The organism is Meiothermus taiwanensis WR-220, from assembly GCF_003568585.1.
Classification (GTDB): Bacteria; Deinococcota; Deinococci; order Deinococcales; family Thermaceae; genus Meiothermus; species Meiothermus taiwanensis.
In genome coordinates, this window is sequence record NZ_CP021130.1 from 200,344 (window position 1) to 215,413 (window position 15,070).

17 protein-coding genes are annotated in these 15,070 nt (G+C 64.3%); 6 read left to right on the forward strand and 11 right to left on the reverse strand.

From position 1 onward, the window contains the following. Positions 1–95 precede the first annotated feature (95 nt). A complete protein-coding gene (locus tag MTAI_RS01070; RefSeq protein ID WP_245453122.1) occupies positions 96–476 on the reverse strand; it encodes a hypothetical protein in 381 nt (126 codons plus the stop codon). A gap of 121 nt (positions 477–597) precedes the next feature. Here MTAI_RS01070 and trxB point away from each other — a divergent pair, with 121 nt between their 5' ends. The 3 genes from trxB to MTAI_RS01085 all read left to right on the forward strand — a co-directional run bounded on the left by trxB (position 598) and on the right by MTAI_RS01085 (position 4,376). Continuing rightward, a complete protein-coding gene (gene trxB / locus MTAI_RS01075; RefSeq protein WP_027886581.1) occupies positions 598–1,536 on the forward strand; it encodes a thioredoxin-disulfide reductase in 939 nt (312 codons plus the stop codon). 9 nt (positions 1,537–1,545) lie between these two features. Beyond that, positions 1,546–2,616 carry an SLAC1 family transporter gene (locus tag MTAI_RS01080; RefSeq protein ID WP_027886580.1) on the forward strand — a complete coding sequence of 357 codons (1,071 nt, stop codon included), beginning with the start codon at positions 1,546–1,548 and terminating at the stop codon, positions 2,614–2,616. Positions 2,617–3,041: 425 nt separating this feature from the next. Beyond that, on the forward strand, positions 3,042–4,376 hold the full coding sequence (locus tag MTAI_RS01085; RefSeq protein ID WP_027886579.1) for a DUF3422 family protein: 1,335 nt from the start codon (positions 3,042–3,044) through the stop codon (positions 4,374–4,376). Positions 4,377–4,466: 90 nt separating this feature from the next. On the opposite strand, the gene MTAI_RS01090 is transcribed toward MTAI_RS01085, so the two are convergent. Beyond that, positions 4,467–5,360, reverse strand: coding sequence for a LysR family transcriptional regulator (locus tag MTAI_RS01090; protein WP_027886578.1), 894 nt, complete (start codon positions 5,358–5,360; stop codon positions 4,467–4,469). Positions 5,361–5,494: 134 nt separating this feature from the next. Here MTAI_RS01090 and rpe point away from each other — a divergent pair, with 134 nt between their 5' ends. The 3 genes from rpe to MTAI_RS01105 all read left to right on the forward strand — a co-directional run bounded on the left by rpe (position 5,495) and on the right by MTAI_RS01105 (position 7,703). Continuing rightward, positions 5,495–6,169, forward strand: a complete 675-nt coding sequence (rpe, locus tag MTAI_RS01095; protein WP_027886577.1) for a ribulose-phosphate 3-epimerase — start codon at positions 5,495–5,497, stop codon at positions 6,167–6,169. Continuing rightward, positions 6,150–7,073, forward strand: coding sequence for a class II fructose-1,6-bisphosphate aldolase (fba, locus tag MTAI_RS01100; protein ID WP_027886576.1), 924 nt, complete (start codon positions 6,150–6,152; stop codon positions 7,071–7,073). The genes rpe and fba overlap by 20 nt, the downstream gene beginning before the upstream one ends. A 150-nt stretch (positions 7,074–7,223) precedes the next feature. Continuing rightward, on the forward strand, positions 7,224–7,703 hold the full coding sequence (locus MTAI_RS01105; protein ID WP_081698340.1) for a c-type cytochrome: 480 nt from the start codon (positions 7,224–7,226) through the stop codon (positions 7,701–7,703). A 193-nt stretch (positions 7,704–7,896) separates the two neighbouring features. On the opposite strand, the gene MTAI_RS01110 is transcribed toward MTAI_RS01105, so the two are convergent. The 9 genes from MTAI_RS01110 to soxA all read right to left on the reverse strand — a co-directional run bounded on the left by MTAI_RS01110 (position 7,897) and on the right by soxA (position 15,066). Next, positions 7,897–8,193: a metal-sensitive transcriptional regulator gene (locus MTAI_RS01110; RefSeq protein WP_043982128.1), complete on the reverse strand. Its 297-nt coding sequence runs from the start codon at positions 8,191–8,193 to the stop codon at positions 7,897–7,899. A 12-nt stretch (positions 8,194–8,205) separates the two neighbouring features. Beyond that, entirely contained in the window at positions 8,206–8,874 is a 669-nt protein-coding gene (locus MTAI_RS01115) for a cytochrome c biogenesis CcdA family protein (RefSeq protein WP_027886573.1), read from the reverse strand. 16 nt (positions 8,875–8,890) lie between these two features. Continuing rightward, positions 8,891–9,616 (reverse strand): Rieske (2Fe-2S) protein, encoded by a 726-nt coding sequence (locus MTAI_RS01120; protein ID WP_027886572.1) that lies wholly within the window; start codon positions 9,614–9,616, stop codon positions 8,891–8,893. Between the two features lie 8 nt (positions 9,617–9,624). After that, a complete protein-coding gene (locus tag MTAI_RS01125) occupies positions 9,625–10,188 on the reverse strand; it encodes a c-type cytochrome (RefSeq protein ID WP_027886571.1) in 564 nt (187 codons plus the stop codon). Beyond that, the gene (soxC, locus tag MTAI_RS01130; protein ID WP_027886570.1) at positions 10,188–11,483 is read right to left on the reverse strand and encodes a sulfite dehydrogenase; all 1,296 of its coding nucleotides are present in this window, start codon (positions 11,481–11,483) and stop codon (positions 10,188–10,190) included. The genes MTAI_RS01125 and soxC overlap by 1 nt, the downstream gene beginning before the upstream one ends. Before the next feature lie 59 nt (positions 11,484–11,542). After that, complete coding sequence (locus MTAI_RS01135; protein WP_027886569.1) at positions 11,543–12,823, reverse strand: FAD-dependent oxidoreductase; 1,281 nt, start codon at positions 12,821–12,823, stop codon at positions 11,543–11,545. A gap of 126 nt (positions 12,824–12,949) precedes the next feature. Continuing rightward, the gene (locus MTAI_RS01140) at positions 12,950–13,816 is read right to left on the reverse strand and encodes a DUF302 domain-containing protein (RefSeq protein ID WP_027886568.1); all 867 of its coding nucleotides are present in this window, start codon (positions 13,814–13,816) and stop codon (positions 12,950–12,952) included. A 9-nt stretch (positions 13,817–13,825) separates the two neighbouring features. Beyond that, entirely contained in the window at positions 13,826–14,257 is a 432-nt protein-coding gene (locus MTAI_RS01145; RefSeq protein ID WP_027886567.1) for a rhodanese-like domain-containing protein, read from the reverse strand. A gap of 11 nt (positions 14,258–14,268) precedes the next feature. Next, positions 14,269–15,066 carry a sulfur oxidation c-type cytochrome SoxA gene (gene soxA / locus MTAI_RS01150; RefSeq protein WP_027886566.1) on the reverse strand — a complete coding sequence of 266 codons (798 nt, stop codon included), beginning with the start codon at positions 15,064–15,066 and terminating at the stop codon, positions 14,269–14,271. Positions 15,067–15,070 lie beyond the last annotated feature (4 nt).

Sequence of the window (15,070 nt, forward strand, 5' to 3'; positions counted from 1 at the left end):
CTCGTCCTGGGAACGAGCGGACAGCAGCAAGCAGCAGGTTTTGAGGTAGTAGGCCCAGGGCTACCTGCGGGCCCCAACCTTGGGCGGCGGTTGTGCTAGTCCAGCAGGGGCGGCCCCCGGTTGAACAGGGGAAAGACCGGCTGCACCGGGGGCTGGGCGGTCTCGAGCGGCGCCAATCCTGCTGCCCTCGGCGGCACGGGCAGCGGCAACGAGACCAGGGGCGCCACCCCGTCGCTGAACCCCCCCATCACGCAGAGGGGGCAGTGGGGCTGGTGGGTGTGGGTGGGGGAGGGGGTGGGCTGGGTGTGGGAAGTCCCTGTGGCAAAGGTACAGACATCGGCACCCGCCAAAAAACTCACCGGCAGGGCCTGGCTGCGCGGGTCGCGCAGGGCGTACTGGCTCGAGACCAGGAGCACCAGCCCCGCCAGGAATAAAGCCCAGGGGGTGCGGTGGACTCGAGCCGGGGCCGGCCACATATCTGGAACCAGTATAGCCAGGCCCCCCCTAGGGGCAAACGTCCCGCAGTACATATCCCCCAGGGGTATGTTATACTGACCCATGAAGAGCCGGCCTTAGGCTGGCACAAGGAGACCAAGCATGAGCCAACTCTACGACGTGGTGATCATCGGGGGCGGCCCCGCCGGGCTGACCGCAGGCATCTACACCGGACGGGCCAACCTCAAAACCCTCATCCTGGAAAAAGGCCTGCCGGGGGGCCAGATCGCCCAGACCGAGGAGGTGGAGAACTACCCCGGCTTCCCCGAGCCCATCAGCGGGGCCGAGCTATCCGAGCGCATGGTGCAGCAGGCCAAACGCTTTGGGGCCGAGATTGTGATGGACGAGGCCCGGGCCGTGGAAAAAGCCCCGGAGGGCTTTGTGGTGCGGGGCTACGAGCAGGACTACCGCGCCCGCACGGTAATTCTGGCCACCGGGGCCAACCCCAAGAAGCTGGGCGTACCCGGCGAGGAGAAGTTTTATGGCCGGGGTGTGAGCACCTGTGCCACCTGCGACGGCTTCTTCTACCGGGGCAAGGAAGTGGTGGTGGTGGGTGGGGGCGACGCCGCGGTGGAGGAAGGCCTCTTCCTCACCAAGTTTGCCAATAAGGTCACCCTGGTGCACCGCCGCGACACCCTGCGGGCCAACAAGACCGCCCAGGCCCGGGCCCTGGCCCACCCCAAGATGCAGTTCATCTGGGATACCGTGGTCGAGGAGGTGCTGGGCGAGGAGACCGTGACCGGGGTGCGCCTTAGAAACCTCAAGACCGGCGAGGTCTACGACCACCCTACCGACGGGGTCTTTGTTTTCATCGGGCATGAGCCCAACACCGGCTTTTTGCAGGGGGTGGTGGAACTCCGACCCGACGGCTACGTGGCGGTGCGGGACGAGATCTTCACCTCGGTGCCGGGGCTGTTTGCCGCGGGCGATGTGGCCGACCCCATCTACCGTCAGCTTTCGACCAGCGTGGGGGCCGGCACCCGTGCGGCCATGATGGCCGAGCGCTACCTGGCCGAGCAGGAGCAGGCCGCCGTGCACTAAGGAGCCCCCGTGGAAGCGGCCGTTCCAGCAGCGCCCAGCATGCGCTACCTGAACCCCGCCTGGTTTGCCGCGGTGATGGGTACGGGGGTGCTGGCCCTGGCCCTGGCCCAGTTCGGCCTGGTGGGGCTGGCCCTACCGCTTTACGGGCTGGCCCTCCTGGCCATGGCGGGGTTGCTGGGCCTCTACCTGGTCAAGCTCCTGCGCTTTCCCCAGGCTGCCCTGGCCGACCTGCAGCATCCCCTGCTATCCCAGATGCTCCCCACCCTGCCCATCGCCCTGCTGGTGCTGAGCCTGGCCACCCGGGCGCTGCCTTTAGGGCCCTGGGCAGTTCCTCTGGGCCAGGGGCTTTTTCTGCTGGGGACGCCGCTTATTTTTGTGGTGGGCCTGTTGGTGGTCTACTGGGTGAGCACCCGGCTCAGGCTGCCCATTGAGGCCGCCAGTGGAGCCTGGTTTATCCCGCCGGTCTCGGCTTTGCTGGTGCCCATGGCCGGGGGGCTCTGGCTTTCCAGTTTTCCCAAAGCCTGGCAAAAGGAGCTTTGGGTGGTGAGCGGCCTGTTCCTGGGGATTGGGCTTTTTCTGTTCTTGTTCGTGCTGCCGAGCTTTTTGCAGCGCTTGTATGGGTATGGCCGCCTCGAGCCCCACCTCCTGCCCTCGGTCTTCATCGGGCTGGCCCCGGTGGGCCTCTTGGTGCTGGCCCCCTGGCGCTGGCTCGAGGGCGGGGTGCAGGCCGGGTTCATCCCGGAGAGCTATGGGGCGGCCTGGCCGGTGATCGGGCTGGCGGTCTGGGGGCTGGGTGTATGGTGGCTGGCCTACAGCCTGCTGCTGCTGCTGGATACCCTGCTGGTGGAGTGCCGCCGGATGCAGTTTCACTTTGCCCCCGGCTGGTGGGGGTTTGTCTTCCCCCTGGGGGCTTTTACCCTGGCCACGCTGGCGCTGGCCCGGGCACTGGACTCGGCCTTCCTGGGCGGGCTGGCCTGGGGGCTGCTCGGGCTGTTGGGGGTGTTCTGGCTGTGGGTCGTGTTCTATTCCATTAGGGCCTGGGCGGGCCTGGGGGCCTTGCGCCCTCCCAAGGGACCGTAGAAACAAGCCAGACATGGCCTCAGGGCTGCGAATGCCCGGATATGCGGGTCTGGGTGGGCGCCTGTTGCCCGTGGGCATTTGACGCCGGATTCAAATGATCACCCAAAGCAAAGACCTCCAGAGGCTGGCTTTTTGCATTCCAGAGCGCACCCCCTCGCTACGCTTGGCGAAGAAGGCGTATCCCTTTGGTTGGGCTGGTTCGGGGTGGGCTAACCCAATCCAGTATGATAAGTTTTCTTTATCAAAAAAACAAAGAAAGGGATTGATGGTTTGGGTTTGCCGTGCCTAAACTGGCCTCGAGGCCCGTCGTGTGAAAGGAGACACATGATCGGTGCCCTCGGATCGACTGCAACCCAGGCCCTTATAGCTAGCCGGCGGTTGGTGAGGCCGACCGGGTTTTTCTTGGGTGATGGAGGGGATTTTGTATGGGGCAGGATAAGGTGATGGTGCGCGAGGCTGGCCTGCTGCCGCCCGACGACCCTTTGCGCCACGAGCTCCACAACGAACTGCACGCCCGCCCCACCCCCCGCATCCGCCTCCCGGCCCTGGTGGTACAGGTGGCGGTGCGGCACGAAGGGTTCTCGCGCGAGGAGGAGTACGAGCACCTGCGGCGGCTTTCGGGGTTGGGGGAGCTCGAGCTCGACCAGCTCGCCGGCATCTACCTGCGCCTGCATCTGCCAGGGGGCTCGCTGCGCTGGGAGCGTCATACCGAGTTCAGTACCTATACCCTGATCCAGCCCTTGCCTGCGCTCGAGGCCAGCCCCGAGGCCGACCTGCTGGGCCACCTGATTGTGGATGCAAGCTGGCTGCGCAGCATCCCCGGCCGCACCCTCTCGGCGGTCAAGCTGATCATGCTGCACGGGGCGGTGGAGGAGGCCCTGACCCTGGCCTGCCCCTGGCTGGGTGTGCACAGCGTGGTGGCCTCGCTGATGGGCCGGAATGGCCATAGCTGCGCTGTGACCGACTTCCTTCTTCGGCCGGACGGCTTTGAGCAAATGGTGGTGGTGGCCCCACCGGGCACCAGCGAGACCCGGGCAGGCCGCATTGCAGCCCGGCTTCTGGAGATGGAGGCTTACCGCATGATGGCATTGCTGGGCTATCCGCTGGCCCGGGCTTTGCGTCCCATGCTGCTGGAGTCAGAGCGGGCCCTGGCCGGGATGACGGCCCGCATTCGCGACACCAACCAGGCCGATGCTGGTTTGCTGGACGAGCTCGAGGCCCTGGCCGCTCGGGTTGAGCACGCCATGGCCGAGCACAGCTACCGCTTTAGCGCCAGCGCAGCCTACCACGCCCTGGTCAAAGCCCGGCTAGCCGAACTGCGTGAGGCCCCCATCCCCGGCATCCAGACCATCGGTGAGTTCTTGCAGCGCCGCTTCAGTCCAGCCATGGCCACAGTGGAGTCCACCGCCCAGCGCCTGGCCGCCCTTTCCCAGCGCATCGAGCGGGCCGGGGCCTTGCTGCGCACCCGCGTGGACATCGCCCTCGAGACCCAGAACCAGGAGCTGTTGCACAAGCTCAAACGCGGCCAGGAGATGCAGTACCAGCTCCAGCGCACCGTGGAGGGGCTTTCCATTGCGGCCATCTCCTACTATGTGGTGGGCCTTCTGTACTACCTCTTCAAGGCCGGTAAGGAGGCCGGCCTGCCCATCTCGCCCGAACTGGCGGCAGGGCTGTCCATCCCTGGGGTGATGGCCGCGGTCTGGTGGCTTACCCGCCAGATTCACCACCGGCTGGCCTCGCAACAGAACCGGGTAGACTAGAGCGTTTCCCACCAATATTCCGTACAGCGTATTTTGCTGTACTGGGTGAATTGCCTGCCAACGTGGGGCCGGCCATTGTGGTAAACGCGATCAGGAAAGCAGCGTGTTTTTTAGCGCCTCGGCAGCGGGGTTGCCCAGCTCTTTGGGGTAGAACAGCCAGAAGAGCCGGCGCAGCTCCAGCCCCTTCAGGCGCAAGGCTCGCAGGTTGCCTACCCGGACGTTGGGCCGCACCACCACACTCGAGACGATACCCACCCCGGCCCCCTCGAGCACCAGCCGCTTGGTGACCTCGTGGTTGTCGGTGTAGAAGATGGGGTTGACCTCGAGGCCGGCCTGCTCCAGCGCCGATCCCAGCACCCGGAAGGTCATGGCCCCCGGCTCCCGCACAATCAGCGGAACCTCGGCCAGTTGTTCCGGGGCGATCTCTTCCTTTCGGGCCCAGGGGTGCTCGGGGGGGACGATCACCACCAGCTCGTCCTCGTAGAAAAGCTGCCGCTCAAAGCCCTCGAGGTGCTCCACGGCCTCCACCACGGCCAGCTCGAGCTCGCCCTGCAACAGCCGCTGCGTGAGGCGCTCAGAACTGCCGCTCTCCAGTTTGATGCGGATTTCCGGGTAAAGTCGTTTGAACTCGGTCAGGTAGCGCGGCAGCACGTACACCGCCATGGTGGTCGCGGCCCCGATCTCCACCCGCCCCCGCTCGAGGCGCTCCAGGGCCTGGGCGGCCTGCACAAACTCCTCCAGGGCCTGCACCACCCGGCGGGCCTGGGGTAGCAGATCCTGCCCCGTTTTGGTAAGCACCAGCCGGCGACCCTGGCGGTGGAACAGGGCCTGGCCGATCTGGGTTTCCAGCGCCTGCAAGTGCTGGCTTACCCCCGGCTGGGTCATGCCCAGGCTCAGGGCCGCGCGGCCCACGCTGCCCTCCTGGGCCACGCACAAAAACACCCGCAGGGCCTGAGGGTTGGGGAAGGGGCGGCGTCCATTCATAAGTAGATATTATAAAAAATGATAAAATCAGGCCTTTCGCTGCTACAACACTGTCCAGGCTTCCTCGGGGTGGTGGGATCGGCCGTTGCTGGGATGGGGCCGCCCACCGGGTCATCGCGTATGATTGGGTAGTTATGCCTAAACTCCTGGTAGCCCCCTCCATCCTCACCGCCGATTTTGCCCGCCTGGGCGAACAGATCCGCGAGGCCGAGGCCGCGGGGGTGGACTGGATTCACCTGGACGTGATGGACGGGCGCTTCGTGCCCAACCTGACCTTTGGCCCGCTGGTGGTGGAGGCCATCCGCAAGGTCACGGCCTTGCCCCTGGACGTGCACCTGATGATCGTGGAGCCTGAGCGCTACCTGGCCGACTTCGCCCGGGCCGGGGCTGACTGGATCACGGTGCACCACGAGGCCACCCCCCACGCCCACCGGGCGGTGCAGCAGATCAAGGAGCTGGGCAAGAAAGCCGGTCTGGCCATCAACCCTGGCACCCCCCTCGAGGCTTTGCTACCCCTGCTGCCCGAGCTCGACCTGGCCTTGCTGATGAGCGTGAACCCCGGCTTTGGTGGGCAAAAGTACATCCCTGCCAGCACCGAGCGCATCCGCCGGCTGAGCGGCCTGCGCCAGCAACTGAACCCGGCCTGCCTGATCCAGGTAGACGGGGGCATCAAGCCCGAGAATGTGGCCGAGGTCTACCGGGCCGGGGCCGATGTGGTGGTGGCCGGGAGCGCCTTGTTTAATAACCGGCCGGTGGCCGAAAATATGGAAAAACTGATGGGAGAGGTATATGCCGCTGGCTCTAGGTAAAGACGTTCTCGACAAAGCACGGCGTGAAGGCTACGCCGTGCCCAGCTTCAACACCAACAACCTCGAGATCACCCAGGCCATCCTCGAGACCGCCGAAGCCCTGCGCGCCCCGGTCTTCATCCAGGTCTCGGATGGGGCCCGCAAATACGCCGGACTGGAAAACCTGTCCAACCTGGTGCGCGATATGGCCAGCCGGGTCAGCGTCCCGGTGGTGCTGCACCTCGACCACGGGGCCGACTACAAGATGGTCTTGCAGGCCCTCCGGGCTGGGTTTACCAGCGTGATGATCGACGCCTCGCACCACCCCTTCGAGGAAAACGTGTGCGAGACCAAAAAGTGCGTGGAGGCGGCCCATGCCGTGGGGGTGAGCGTGGAGGCCGAGCTGGGGCGCCTGCAGGGCATCGAGGACAACATCGTGGTGGATGCCAAAGATGCTTTTCTCACCGACCCCGAGGAGGCCGCGCGCTTCGTGGAGGCCACCGGAATTGACTACCTGGCCATCGCCATCGGCACCTCCCACGGGGCCTACAAGGGCAAGGGGCGGCCCTACATCGACCACGCCCGCCTCGAGCAGATCGCCGCTAAGGTATCCATCCCCCTGGTGCTGCACGGCTCCTCGGGGGTGCCGCAGTGGCTCAAGGACAAGATGGCCGCCACCGGAGCCGACCTGGGCGACCCCACCGGCATCCACGACGAGGACATCAGGAAGGCCATTCCCAACGGCATCGCCAAGATCAACATCGACACCGACCTGCGCCTGGCCCTGACCGCCGGGATCCGCGAGGTGGTGGTGGGCAGCCCCAAGGAGTTCGACCCGCGCAAGATCCTGGGCAAGGGGCGCGAGTACCTCAAGCAGGTTATTCGGGAAAAGTTCGAGCTGATGGGCACGGTGGGCCGCGCGTGAACCGCCTCGAGCAGGCCTGAAAAAGCCCTACAGATCCTTGGCTGCCGGCATTTTGTTTGGCAGATAACCTCTGGTTATTCGCAAAATAACCAAAAGTAGCTTGCAAATCGATTTTTTGGGCACATACTATGACCTCTGAGGTGATGCAACTTGATCAAGCGTAACATCTCGCTCTTTCTTTCTTCAGCGGTGGTACTGCTAGGTTTGGGCGCTTATGTCTTCAGTGCACAGACAGCCATTGCCCAGGCCAGTCCCCTTTACGCCCAGTGCCAGGGCTGCCACCAGCCCAACGGCGCTGGTATCCCTGGGGTCTTCCCCCCGCTGGCCGGCCACGTACCCGAAATTCTGGCGGCCAAGGGTGGCCGCGAATACCTGATTCAGGTGCTCCTCTATGGCCTGCAAGGGCAGATTACCGTGAAAGGCACCAGGTACCAGGGGGTTATGCCGGCCTATGCTCAGCTCAAGGACGAAGATATCGCGGGCCTGCTCAATCACATCTCCACCCAGTGGGGCAACAGGTTCCCCGCCGGCCAGCAGCCCTTTACCGCAGCAGAGGTCAGGGCCCAGCGCGCCAAGACCCTCACCGCGGCGCAGGTGCTCGAGGCCCGCAACAAGCTGGGCTTGAAGTAATACCAGATTCGGTTAGTTCGGCGCCGGATGGCGGCGAACTAACCCGACCGACGGGAGTGCTCTAGGATTCAAAAAGATAGCCTCTGAATGTTTCTTGTTTGAAGATTATCTTTTTGAATCCGGTATAAACCCCACAAGCCAAACACCCAGGCCAATAGGGTCTGGGTGTTTTTCTATCGAGATGCCTTGGCCTTCAAATTATCTTGCGCAGAATCATGGCGATGTGGCCCTTGCTCATCTCCGTGTCGTCCGCTGCAGCCTGGGCCTCCCAGGCATTCAGGTATTCCTCCAACACCACCCCGGCTACCGCGTCCATGGCTTTGCGGGTTGCGTTGATCTGATCCAGCAGTTCGCTAAAGGGCCGCCCTTCCTCGGCCATCCGCTGCAAGCCCCGCACCTGGCCCTCAATGCGCTTGAGCCGACGTAGGAGGCCTTCCAGGGCCTCGAGGTCGGTAAAGGTGCCATCCAGCTTGGGCCTGCTTGGCTTCATCTGTTCCTCCGCTCACAGCAGTTTTTGCAGCCACTCGGGGGTGATTCTGAGGAAGAAGCTATTGAGCTGGGTAAAGGTGCCGGTGATTAGGAGAACGCCCACGGCGATCAGCACCACACCGGCCACCAGCTCCACCGCATGGGAAAGGCGGGCGGCGCGCCTCAGGAAGGCTCGAGCCCGCTCGGCAAAGAGGGCCACCAGCAAGAAAGGTACGGCCAATCCCAGGATATAAGCCACCAGCAGGTGGATGCCCCCGCCGGTGGCGGTGAGGGTGAGGATGCCCCCCAGAATAGGGCCAATGCAGGGTGTCCAGCCCAGCCCCAGCACGATGCCCAGCACAAAAGCCCCCCAGGGCCGGTCGGTGGGGCCCTCATAGCGCAGGTTCACCCCCCACCGGGGCCTGAGGCCCAGCATATAGAGCCCCAGCAGAATCAGCACCCCACCCCCAATGCGCGAAAGCAGGTCGCGGTACTCAAAGAGCAAGCTCCCCAGCAGGGTAAAGGGCAGGCCCAGCAAAAAGAAGATGGCCGAAAAGCCCAGCACAAAGAAGAGGGCGTTGCGGATGGGGCGGCCCTGCTGCCCCCCCAGGTACAGCAGGTAGGTGGGCACCAGGGGGAGCACGCAGGGCGACAGGAACGAGAGAACGCCGGCCAGGAAAGCGATGGGGAGGCTCAGGGTCATGGTCTGGGCTCGAGGGCTACCCCAGAACCGGGCAGGTGGTGGGCACCCTGGTGTGCTCGGCGTAGGGGATGACAGTGGCTTTGCTTACCTCTTCGCGGGCCCGGGCGGTGGTGCGGAATAGGTCGCGCAGGGCCTGGCTCTGGGCCCGGAAGAAGCCATCAAACTGGGGGTTGCCCAAAAAGCCCACGGCGTAGGCTTCGTCTTTGGCAGCGTCGTACTCGAGCACCACCGCAGCCAGGGCGTGGGGGGCGGGCCCTCCTTTGACCTCGCCGCCCCGGGTCACATCGAAGGACGAAAGGTGGGCGCAGCAGACCATGCGGGGGCCGCGGTTCCCTTCGGGCTTGTAATAGCCCATGGCGCCCAGGTTGGGGGCGGCGTAGCTGTAGCCGTGGGGGCAGATGCTGGTGTAGGCCACGATGCTCCTGCCCTTGCCCACCCCCCCGGGCCAGCGGTAGTTCTTGCCATCCGGCATCTTCACGTCTACCGGGGAGAGCTCGGCGTCCACATTAACCAGGATATTGGGGGTGGCTGCAAAGGGGTAGGCAAAAACAAAGGGCTCGTGGGGCTTGAGGGTGCTCAGCTTGAAGGGGTTGCCAGCCTTGTCTACCAGGAGCGCTTTTTGAAAGCTGGTGGCACTGGACTGGGCCCGTACAAACTCGAGCATCCCCAAGGGCGAAAGCTTGAGCAGCAGGCCCAGCGAGGTGCCTTTAGCCAGTAGGTCAAGAAAATTGCGTCGATCCATGCTTAACCTCAAGGGAGCTTGATCCAGGGGAAGCGTTTCTGGGTGTTGGGGTCGAGCTCCAACAGGGCGCGGGCGGGCATCTGTACTTTGGGTAGGGTCTGGGCGTTCATGGGTTCGCTGCCGTCGATGATCCCGTTTTGATAAAGGATATAGGCCACCACTGCGTACACCTCATCGTCGCTGAGGATGCCCGGTGTGGCAAAGGGCATGGCCCGGCGGGTGTAGTCGAAGAGGGTGGTGGCGTACTGCCAGTAGTTCCCGATGGCAAAGTCCACCGAGTCCACATCTTTGGTGATGGGGAAGGGCTCGGAGACCAGCCGGGTAAAGGCCCCCCCTTCGCCGGTGGCCCCGTGGCAGCTCGCACAGTGGGTGGCATAGACCCTGGCCCCCTCGTCTACCGTGCCCTGGCCGGGGGGCAGACCCACCCCGTTGGCCAGGATGGAGGGCCGGATGTTCCACTGCTGCACCTCCTGCTCGCTTAAGGGGGTGCCGATCTGATAACGCCCCTGGGCCAGCACCAGAGCCGAGAGGGCCAGGGCTGAAAGGGCTAGGTAGAACCACTTGCGCCGCATCACGACTCACCTCCACAGCCGCCCCGGCCCACCGCGCCGAGCCGGGCGGGGGCCCCGGCCAGGGTCTTGTCGCCGTTGACCACCTTGCCATCGGCCCCGATCCGCCAGGCCTGGATGGCGTTGTAGTGGTAGCGGTTGTTGCGGGCCCACTTAGCAAAAAACTCCTCCTGGGTGGGCTGGGTGTTGCCTTTTTCGTCCCAGGCCCGGCTCATGATCACCGTTTCGCGGCCATCCCAGACCCAGTTGTACTTGAAGCGCACCACCGAGAGCGCGTCGGGGGCGGGCTCGAGGCTGGCCTGTTTCCAGGTCTGGCCGCCGTCCAGCGAGACCTCCACCCGGCGGATGCGCCCGTGGCCGCTCCAGGCCAGGCCGCGAATCTCGTGGAAGCCCCGCGAAATCTGCTGCAACCCCGAAGGATAGGTGATGATGGACTCCGGATCCATCACCCAGGTAAAAGCATAGATCTTGCCATCGGCCATCACGTCGGTGTACTCCGAGGTCTCGTCCTTGCTCATCACCGGGGTGTCGGTCACCTGAATGCGCCGCAGCCACTTGACCTGGATGCTCCCCTCCCAGCCCGGCACCACCAGGCGCACCGGGTAGCCCTGCTCGGGCCGGATGGCCTCGCCGTTCTGGGCGTAGGCCACCAGCACATCGTCCAGGGCCTTCTCTAAGGGCAGGCTGCGGGTGTAGGCGGCGGCGTCCTGCCCCTCGGGAATCAGCCAGCGGGCACCCTCCTTGAGGCCCGCCTCCTTGAGCAGGATGGAGAGGGGTACCCCCGTCCAGGAGGAGTTGGAGACCAGGCCCCGGCTGCGGGTGGCGGTCAGGGTCATATCGGGGGGGTTGCGGTAGCCGTTCTGCCCGTTGCCGGCGCACTCGATGAAGTAGGTGCGGGTCACCGAGGGGAAGCGCTTGAGATCCTCCAGGGTGAACATCAGGGGCCGCTCGACCATCCCGTGGATCACCAGCCGGTACTCGGCCGGGTTGACGTTGGGCACCCCGGCGTGGTGCCGCTCAAAGTGCAGCGAGCTGGGGGTGACGACGCCCTCGAGCTTCTCCAAGGGGGCAAAGCTGGCCCCGGTGTGGCGGCTGCGCAGGTTGGGCGAGATGTAGCGGATCACGTCCTTTTCGAATTCACTGCGCTCGCCGTACTCGCGCAGGGTGGTTCCCAACACCTTCATGGTCTCGGTAGCGCCTTGGGGAATTTTGCTCTGGGCCAGGCCCCCGGAGAGCTTTACAAAGGCTCCGGCGGCCGCTCCTTTGCTCAGAAGTTGCAGCAGTTTTCGACGGTTCATTCGATGCGTTCTCCTTGGATGGGGTGGGGTAGACGCGGCCCCCACCCCGTGCCGCAGGCTCAGGCGCCTGGGCCAAACATGTCGCTCCACAGGCCCCGGGCCCATTCCAGCGCCAGGGCTCCGTTGGGCTTGGAGCGGTTGTTGTCTACAGTGGATTGCTGCCGAACCTGCCGGGCGGCCTCGTCCCAGTTGTGCTTGTGCGAGACCCAGATGGACTCCTCGTTGCTCACGAAGCTGTAGCAGATGTTGTCGGGCAGCGGGTTGGCAATCTCATCCAGGCGCTTACCGGCGATGCGCTGGGCGATGTGCTCGGCGATGATCTTACCGTCGTTGTAGGCCACCTGCCCGCTCTTGGGGTAGGGCACGTTGCCGATCACGTCGCCGATGATGTAAACCCGGTCGTCCCGCTCGGAGAGGAAGGTGGGCAGCCGCACGTTGGCCCAGCGGTCGCCCAGCCCTGCGGTGCGCACAATTTCCCCGGCTTTCATGGGCGGGATGATGTTGGCCAGGTCGAACTTGAACTCACCCAGGGAGGTTTTGACCTCCTTCCTGGCGTAGTCAATGGCCGTGACCTCGGCCTGGGGGATGTACTGGATGTAGTCCTTGTAGAGATCGTTGTAGGCCGCAGTGAAGCCGGGGCCTTTGGAGATGGGGCCGGGGTTGGCGTCCAGCACGATCACCTTGCCCTTGATCTGGTTGGTTTTGAGGTAGTAGGCCAGCATGGCCGCCCGCTCATAGGGCCCTGGGGGGCAGCGGTAGGGGGGCCTGGGAATGGCCAGCACCAGATCGCCGCCTTCGAAATTGTCAAGCTGGCGCTTGAGGGCGATGTGCTCCCAGGGTTTGAAGCCCACCGGCAGGAACTGCTTGACCTCGCTATAGCCCTGGATGGCCTCGTACATGTAGTCGATGCCGGGTGAGACCACCAGGTAGTTGTAGAAGACCAGGCCGCTGGTGGTGCGCACATAGCGGCCCGCCCGGTTGACCTCAATGGCCCGCTCGTTGATGATGGTGACCCCGGCCCGGGCCACGTTGGCGTAGTCGAAGACGATAAAGTCGAGATCCTTGACCCCGCCTAGGTACAGGTTGCTCATGGGGCAGGACATAAAGGCGGGGTTCTTCTCGATCAGCACCACCTCGATGTTGGGGTTCTTGCGCCGCAGATGCCGGGCGGTGCTCACCCCGCCCCAGCCGCCGCCAATGATCACCACGCGGTTGCCCCTGGCCGGCCCCAGCACGCTGCTGGGTTTGCTGAAAAACTCCTGGGCAAAGGCGCTGCTGGCTGCCGCCGCACCTGCTGCTGCACCTGCTTTGAGAAGCTTACGACGTGTTACCTGGCTCATACTTCCTCCCAAAACCCGAGCCACTTCGGGGGCTTTCCCTCGATAACCTCTGTGAGCTTGGGTTTAAAGACAAGTTTATCAGATTTTGTCCAAGCCCACGAAAGCCATAACAGCGGGTTATAACGCCTATTGCCCGGGGCGATAAGGCTGGCCGCCCACCCCCTCCAGGATCTGGCTCATCACCCGTCGGGCCTCCTGGAGCATGCCCATGGTGGCCTGGTTCTGGGCCACGCCCGGCATGATGCCCATCAGCATGGGTTCGATGGCCCCGACCAACACACCGCCGGGCACGGGTGCTACAAAGAAGCGGCACGGCGCGGCAAAACCGCCCGCGGGCTGGGTCATGAACATCTGGTAAGCCCACTCGCTCTTGCAAGGCTGGATGCCCACCACCTCGCCCATCCTGACCGAGGGCAGCACGTTGAGGCCGTTATTCCCCAGCTCGCTTTCGATCAGGAGGGTGAGTTCATCCACGCTGCCCCCTTCAACTTTGTACATCATGGCGGGCATCATGCCGGAGCTGGGGTCGGGTATCATGGCCGGGGCCACCTTACGGGGCAGCCCCAGGCTGGCAATGATCGCTTTGAGCTTGGCCCCCAAGAGCCGGCTCTTGGTGTTTTTGACCCCCAGCATGGCAAACATCAGGTCGGGGTCGAAGGTGCCCACCGTGACCATCCCGGGCCGGGCGGCATGCACGTAGATGGTGGGGGGCAGGATGATGGCGCTCATCAGGTTTTCCTCCACCGCTGCCAGCACCCCGGCCTCGGGCTCGAGCACCATCAGCAGGTAGTCGGGGAAGTCGGCTTTGAAGTTTTTGACCTGCCCACCCAGGTTCAGGGTGCGGGCCACCTTGAGCCCCTGGGCGCCAACGGCGGCCTCGAGGCGGGCCTGGGCCTCGGCCAGACTAACCCCGCGCAGGGTGGTTTCCAGCGACTGGGCCAGGGCCGATAGCGAGAGAATGAAACCCAACCACAGCGTCCACTTGATCTTCATAGGTCTCCTTTAGGGTCTTTGTACCGGCAGGCCCAGCTCGAGCCAGGCCCGAAAACCCCCATTCAGGTTCTTAACTTCGCGGTAGCCTAAGGCCCGCAAATAGGCCGCCGCCACCGCACTGACATGCCCGGTGCCGCAGTAGACCAGGATGGGCTTGTCTTTTTCTTTGGGTAGCTCGCCCAGGCGGTCGGGTAGCTGGCTGATGTGGATGTGCACCGAGCCGGGCAGGAAGCCCCTCGAGCGCTCCTCGGCGGTGCGTACGTCCAGGATAAAAGGCTCGAAGACCTCCACAAAATCCTTGGCCTCGGCGGCGTAGAGCAGGTAGCTGGCGGGGTTTGTTTTCTTGATGAAGTTGCCCATCTCCTGCAGCGAGGCCGGGCTCATCTCCTGGGCCAGGCCCAGCCCACCCAGCAGCACCAGCACAATCCAGCCCTTCCGCATAGACACCTCCTTTAGCGGGTGAAACCTGGTAGTTCGGTGAACTTGTTCTTGCCCTTGGTGGCCTCGGCCAGCATGTAGATAGAAAGCGCGATGTAGGGTTCGGAGTAAAACTCGGGCGCGGCGATACCAATGGACTCGTAGCAGAAAGCGATGCGATCCTGCAGGGTGTAGAGCTTGTCGGCCTCGAAGCGGTAGGCGGGCCACTCGTTGGACAGGCCCTGGCGCGGGCTGCGCACCGGCGAGAGCCGCACCCTGCCCCCGGCGTAGGCATCGTGGCAGATGGCGCAGTTCATGTCGCGGTCACCGGCCCGGTGGTACCACAGCTCGCGGCCCAGGTTGTACAGGGCGATCTCCTGGGAGGTTTTGGGCACCACATTGATGGGCATCTCACTGGACTTGGAGGCCACATACGCAGTGAGCGCCTTCACGTCCTCGCGCTTGATTTCTTCGGGTTTAAAGCCCTGGAGCCGCACCATGCAGCTCACGATGCGGGTCTCGAGATCCTCCACCCGCCGGGTATCGGCAAAATAGCGGGGGAGCTGGGTCAGGGCGCCCTCGAGCTTCCCCGGCCCCAGGCCAAAATCACAGGCCTCGAGGCTGGCCTGCTTGGGCCCGCGCTTCTGGTAGAAGAGCTCCTCGCCCTGGGCGGCATACAGCTCGCCGGGCAGAATGCCGGCAGTCTGGCGGAACAGCTCCCGCTGCCGCTCGGCTTCTTTGTAGGGGTCTACTTCTTGCTGCTGGGTGAGGGCGATGCTCAAGCCCAAGCCCAGCGCCAACAAAAATCCAATCCACAGGCTGCGGTTGCGCATGGCA

Coding starts and splice junctions, on each gene's coding strand:
- MTAI_RS01070 (WP_245453122.1), bottom strand. CDS start 476: ATGTGGCCGGCCCCGGCTCGAGTCCACCGCACCCCCTGGGCTTTATTC.
- trxB (WP_027886581.1), top strand. CDS start 598: ATGAGCCAACTCTACGACGTGGTGATCATCGGGGGCGGCCCCGCCGGG.
- MTAI_RS01085 (WP_027886579.1), top strand. CDS start 3,042: ATGGGGCAGGATAAGGTGATGGTGCGCGAGGCTGGCCTGCTGCCGCCC.
- MTAI_RS01090 (WP_027886578.1), bottom strand. CDS start 5,360: ATGAATGGACGCCGCCCCTTCCCCAACCCTCAGGCCCTGCGGGTGTTT.
- rpe (WP_027886577.1), top strand. CDS start 5,495: ATGCCTAAACTCCTGGTAGCCCCCTCCATCCTCACCGCCGATTTTGCC.
- fba (WP_027886576.1), top strand. CDS start 6,150: ATGCCGCTGGCTCTAGGTAAAGACGTTCTCGACAAAGCACGGCGTGAA.
- MTAI_RS01110 (WP_043982128.1), bottom strand. CDS start 8,193: ATGAAGCCAAGCAGGCCCAAGCTGGATGGCACCTTTACCGACCTCGAG.
- MTAI_RS01115 (WP_027886573.1), bottom strand. CDS start 8,874: ATGACCCTGAGCCTCCCCATCGCTTTCCTGGCCGGCGTTCTCTCGTTC.
- MTAI_RS01120 (WP_027886572.1), bottom strand. CDS start 9,616: ATGGATCGACGCAATTTTCTTGACCTACTGGCTAAAGGCACCTCGCTG.
- MTAI_RS01125 (WP_027886571.1), bottom strand. CDS start 10,188: ATGCGGCGCAAGTGGTTCTACCTAGCCCTTTCAGCCCTGGCCCTCTCG.
- soxC (WP_027886570.1), bottom strand. CDS start 11,483: ATGAACCGTCGAAAACTGCTGCAACTTCTGAGCAAAGGAGCGGCCGCC.
- MTAI_RS01135 (WP_027886569.1), bottom strand. CDS start 12,823: ATGAGCCAGGTAACACGTCGTAAGCTTCTCAAAGCAGGTGCAGCAGCA.
- MTAI_RS01140 (WP_027886568.1), bottom strand. CDS start 13,816: ATGAAGATCAAGTGGACGCTGTGGTTGGGTTTCATTCTCTCGCTATCG.
- MTAI_RS01145 (WP_027886567.1), bottom strand. CDS start 14,257: ATGCGGAAGGGCTGGATTGTGCTGGTGCTGCTGGGTGGGCTGGGCCTG.
- soxA (WP_027886566.1), bottom strand. CDS start 15,066: ATGCGCAACCGCAGCCTGTGGATTGGATTTTTGTTGGCGCTGGGCTTG.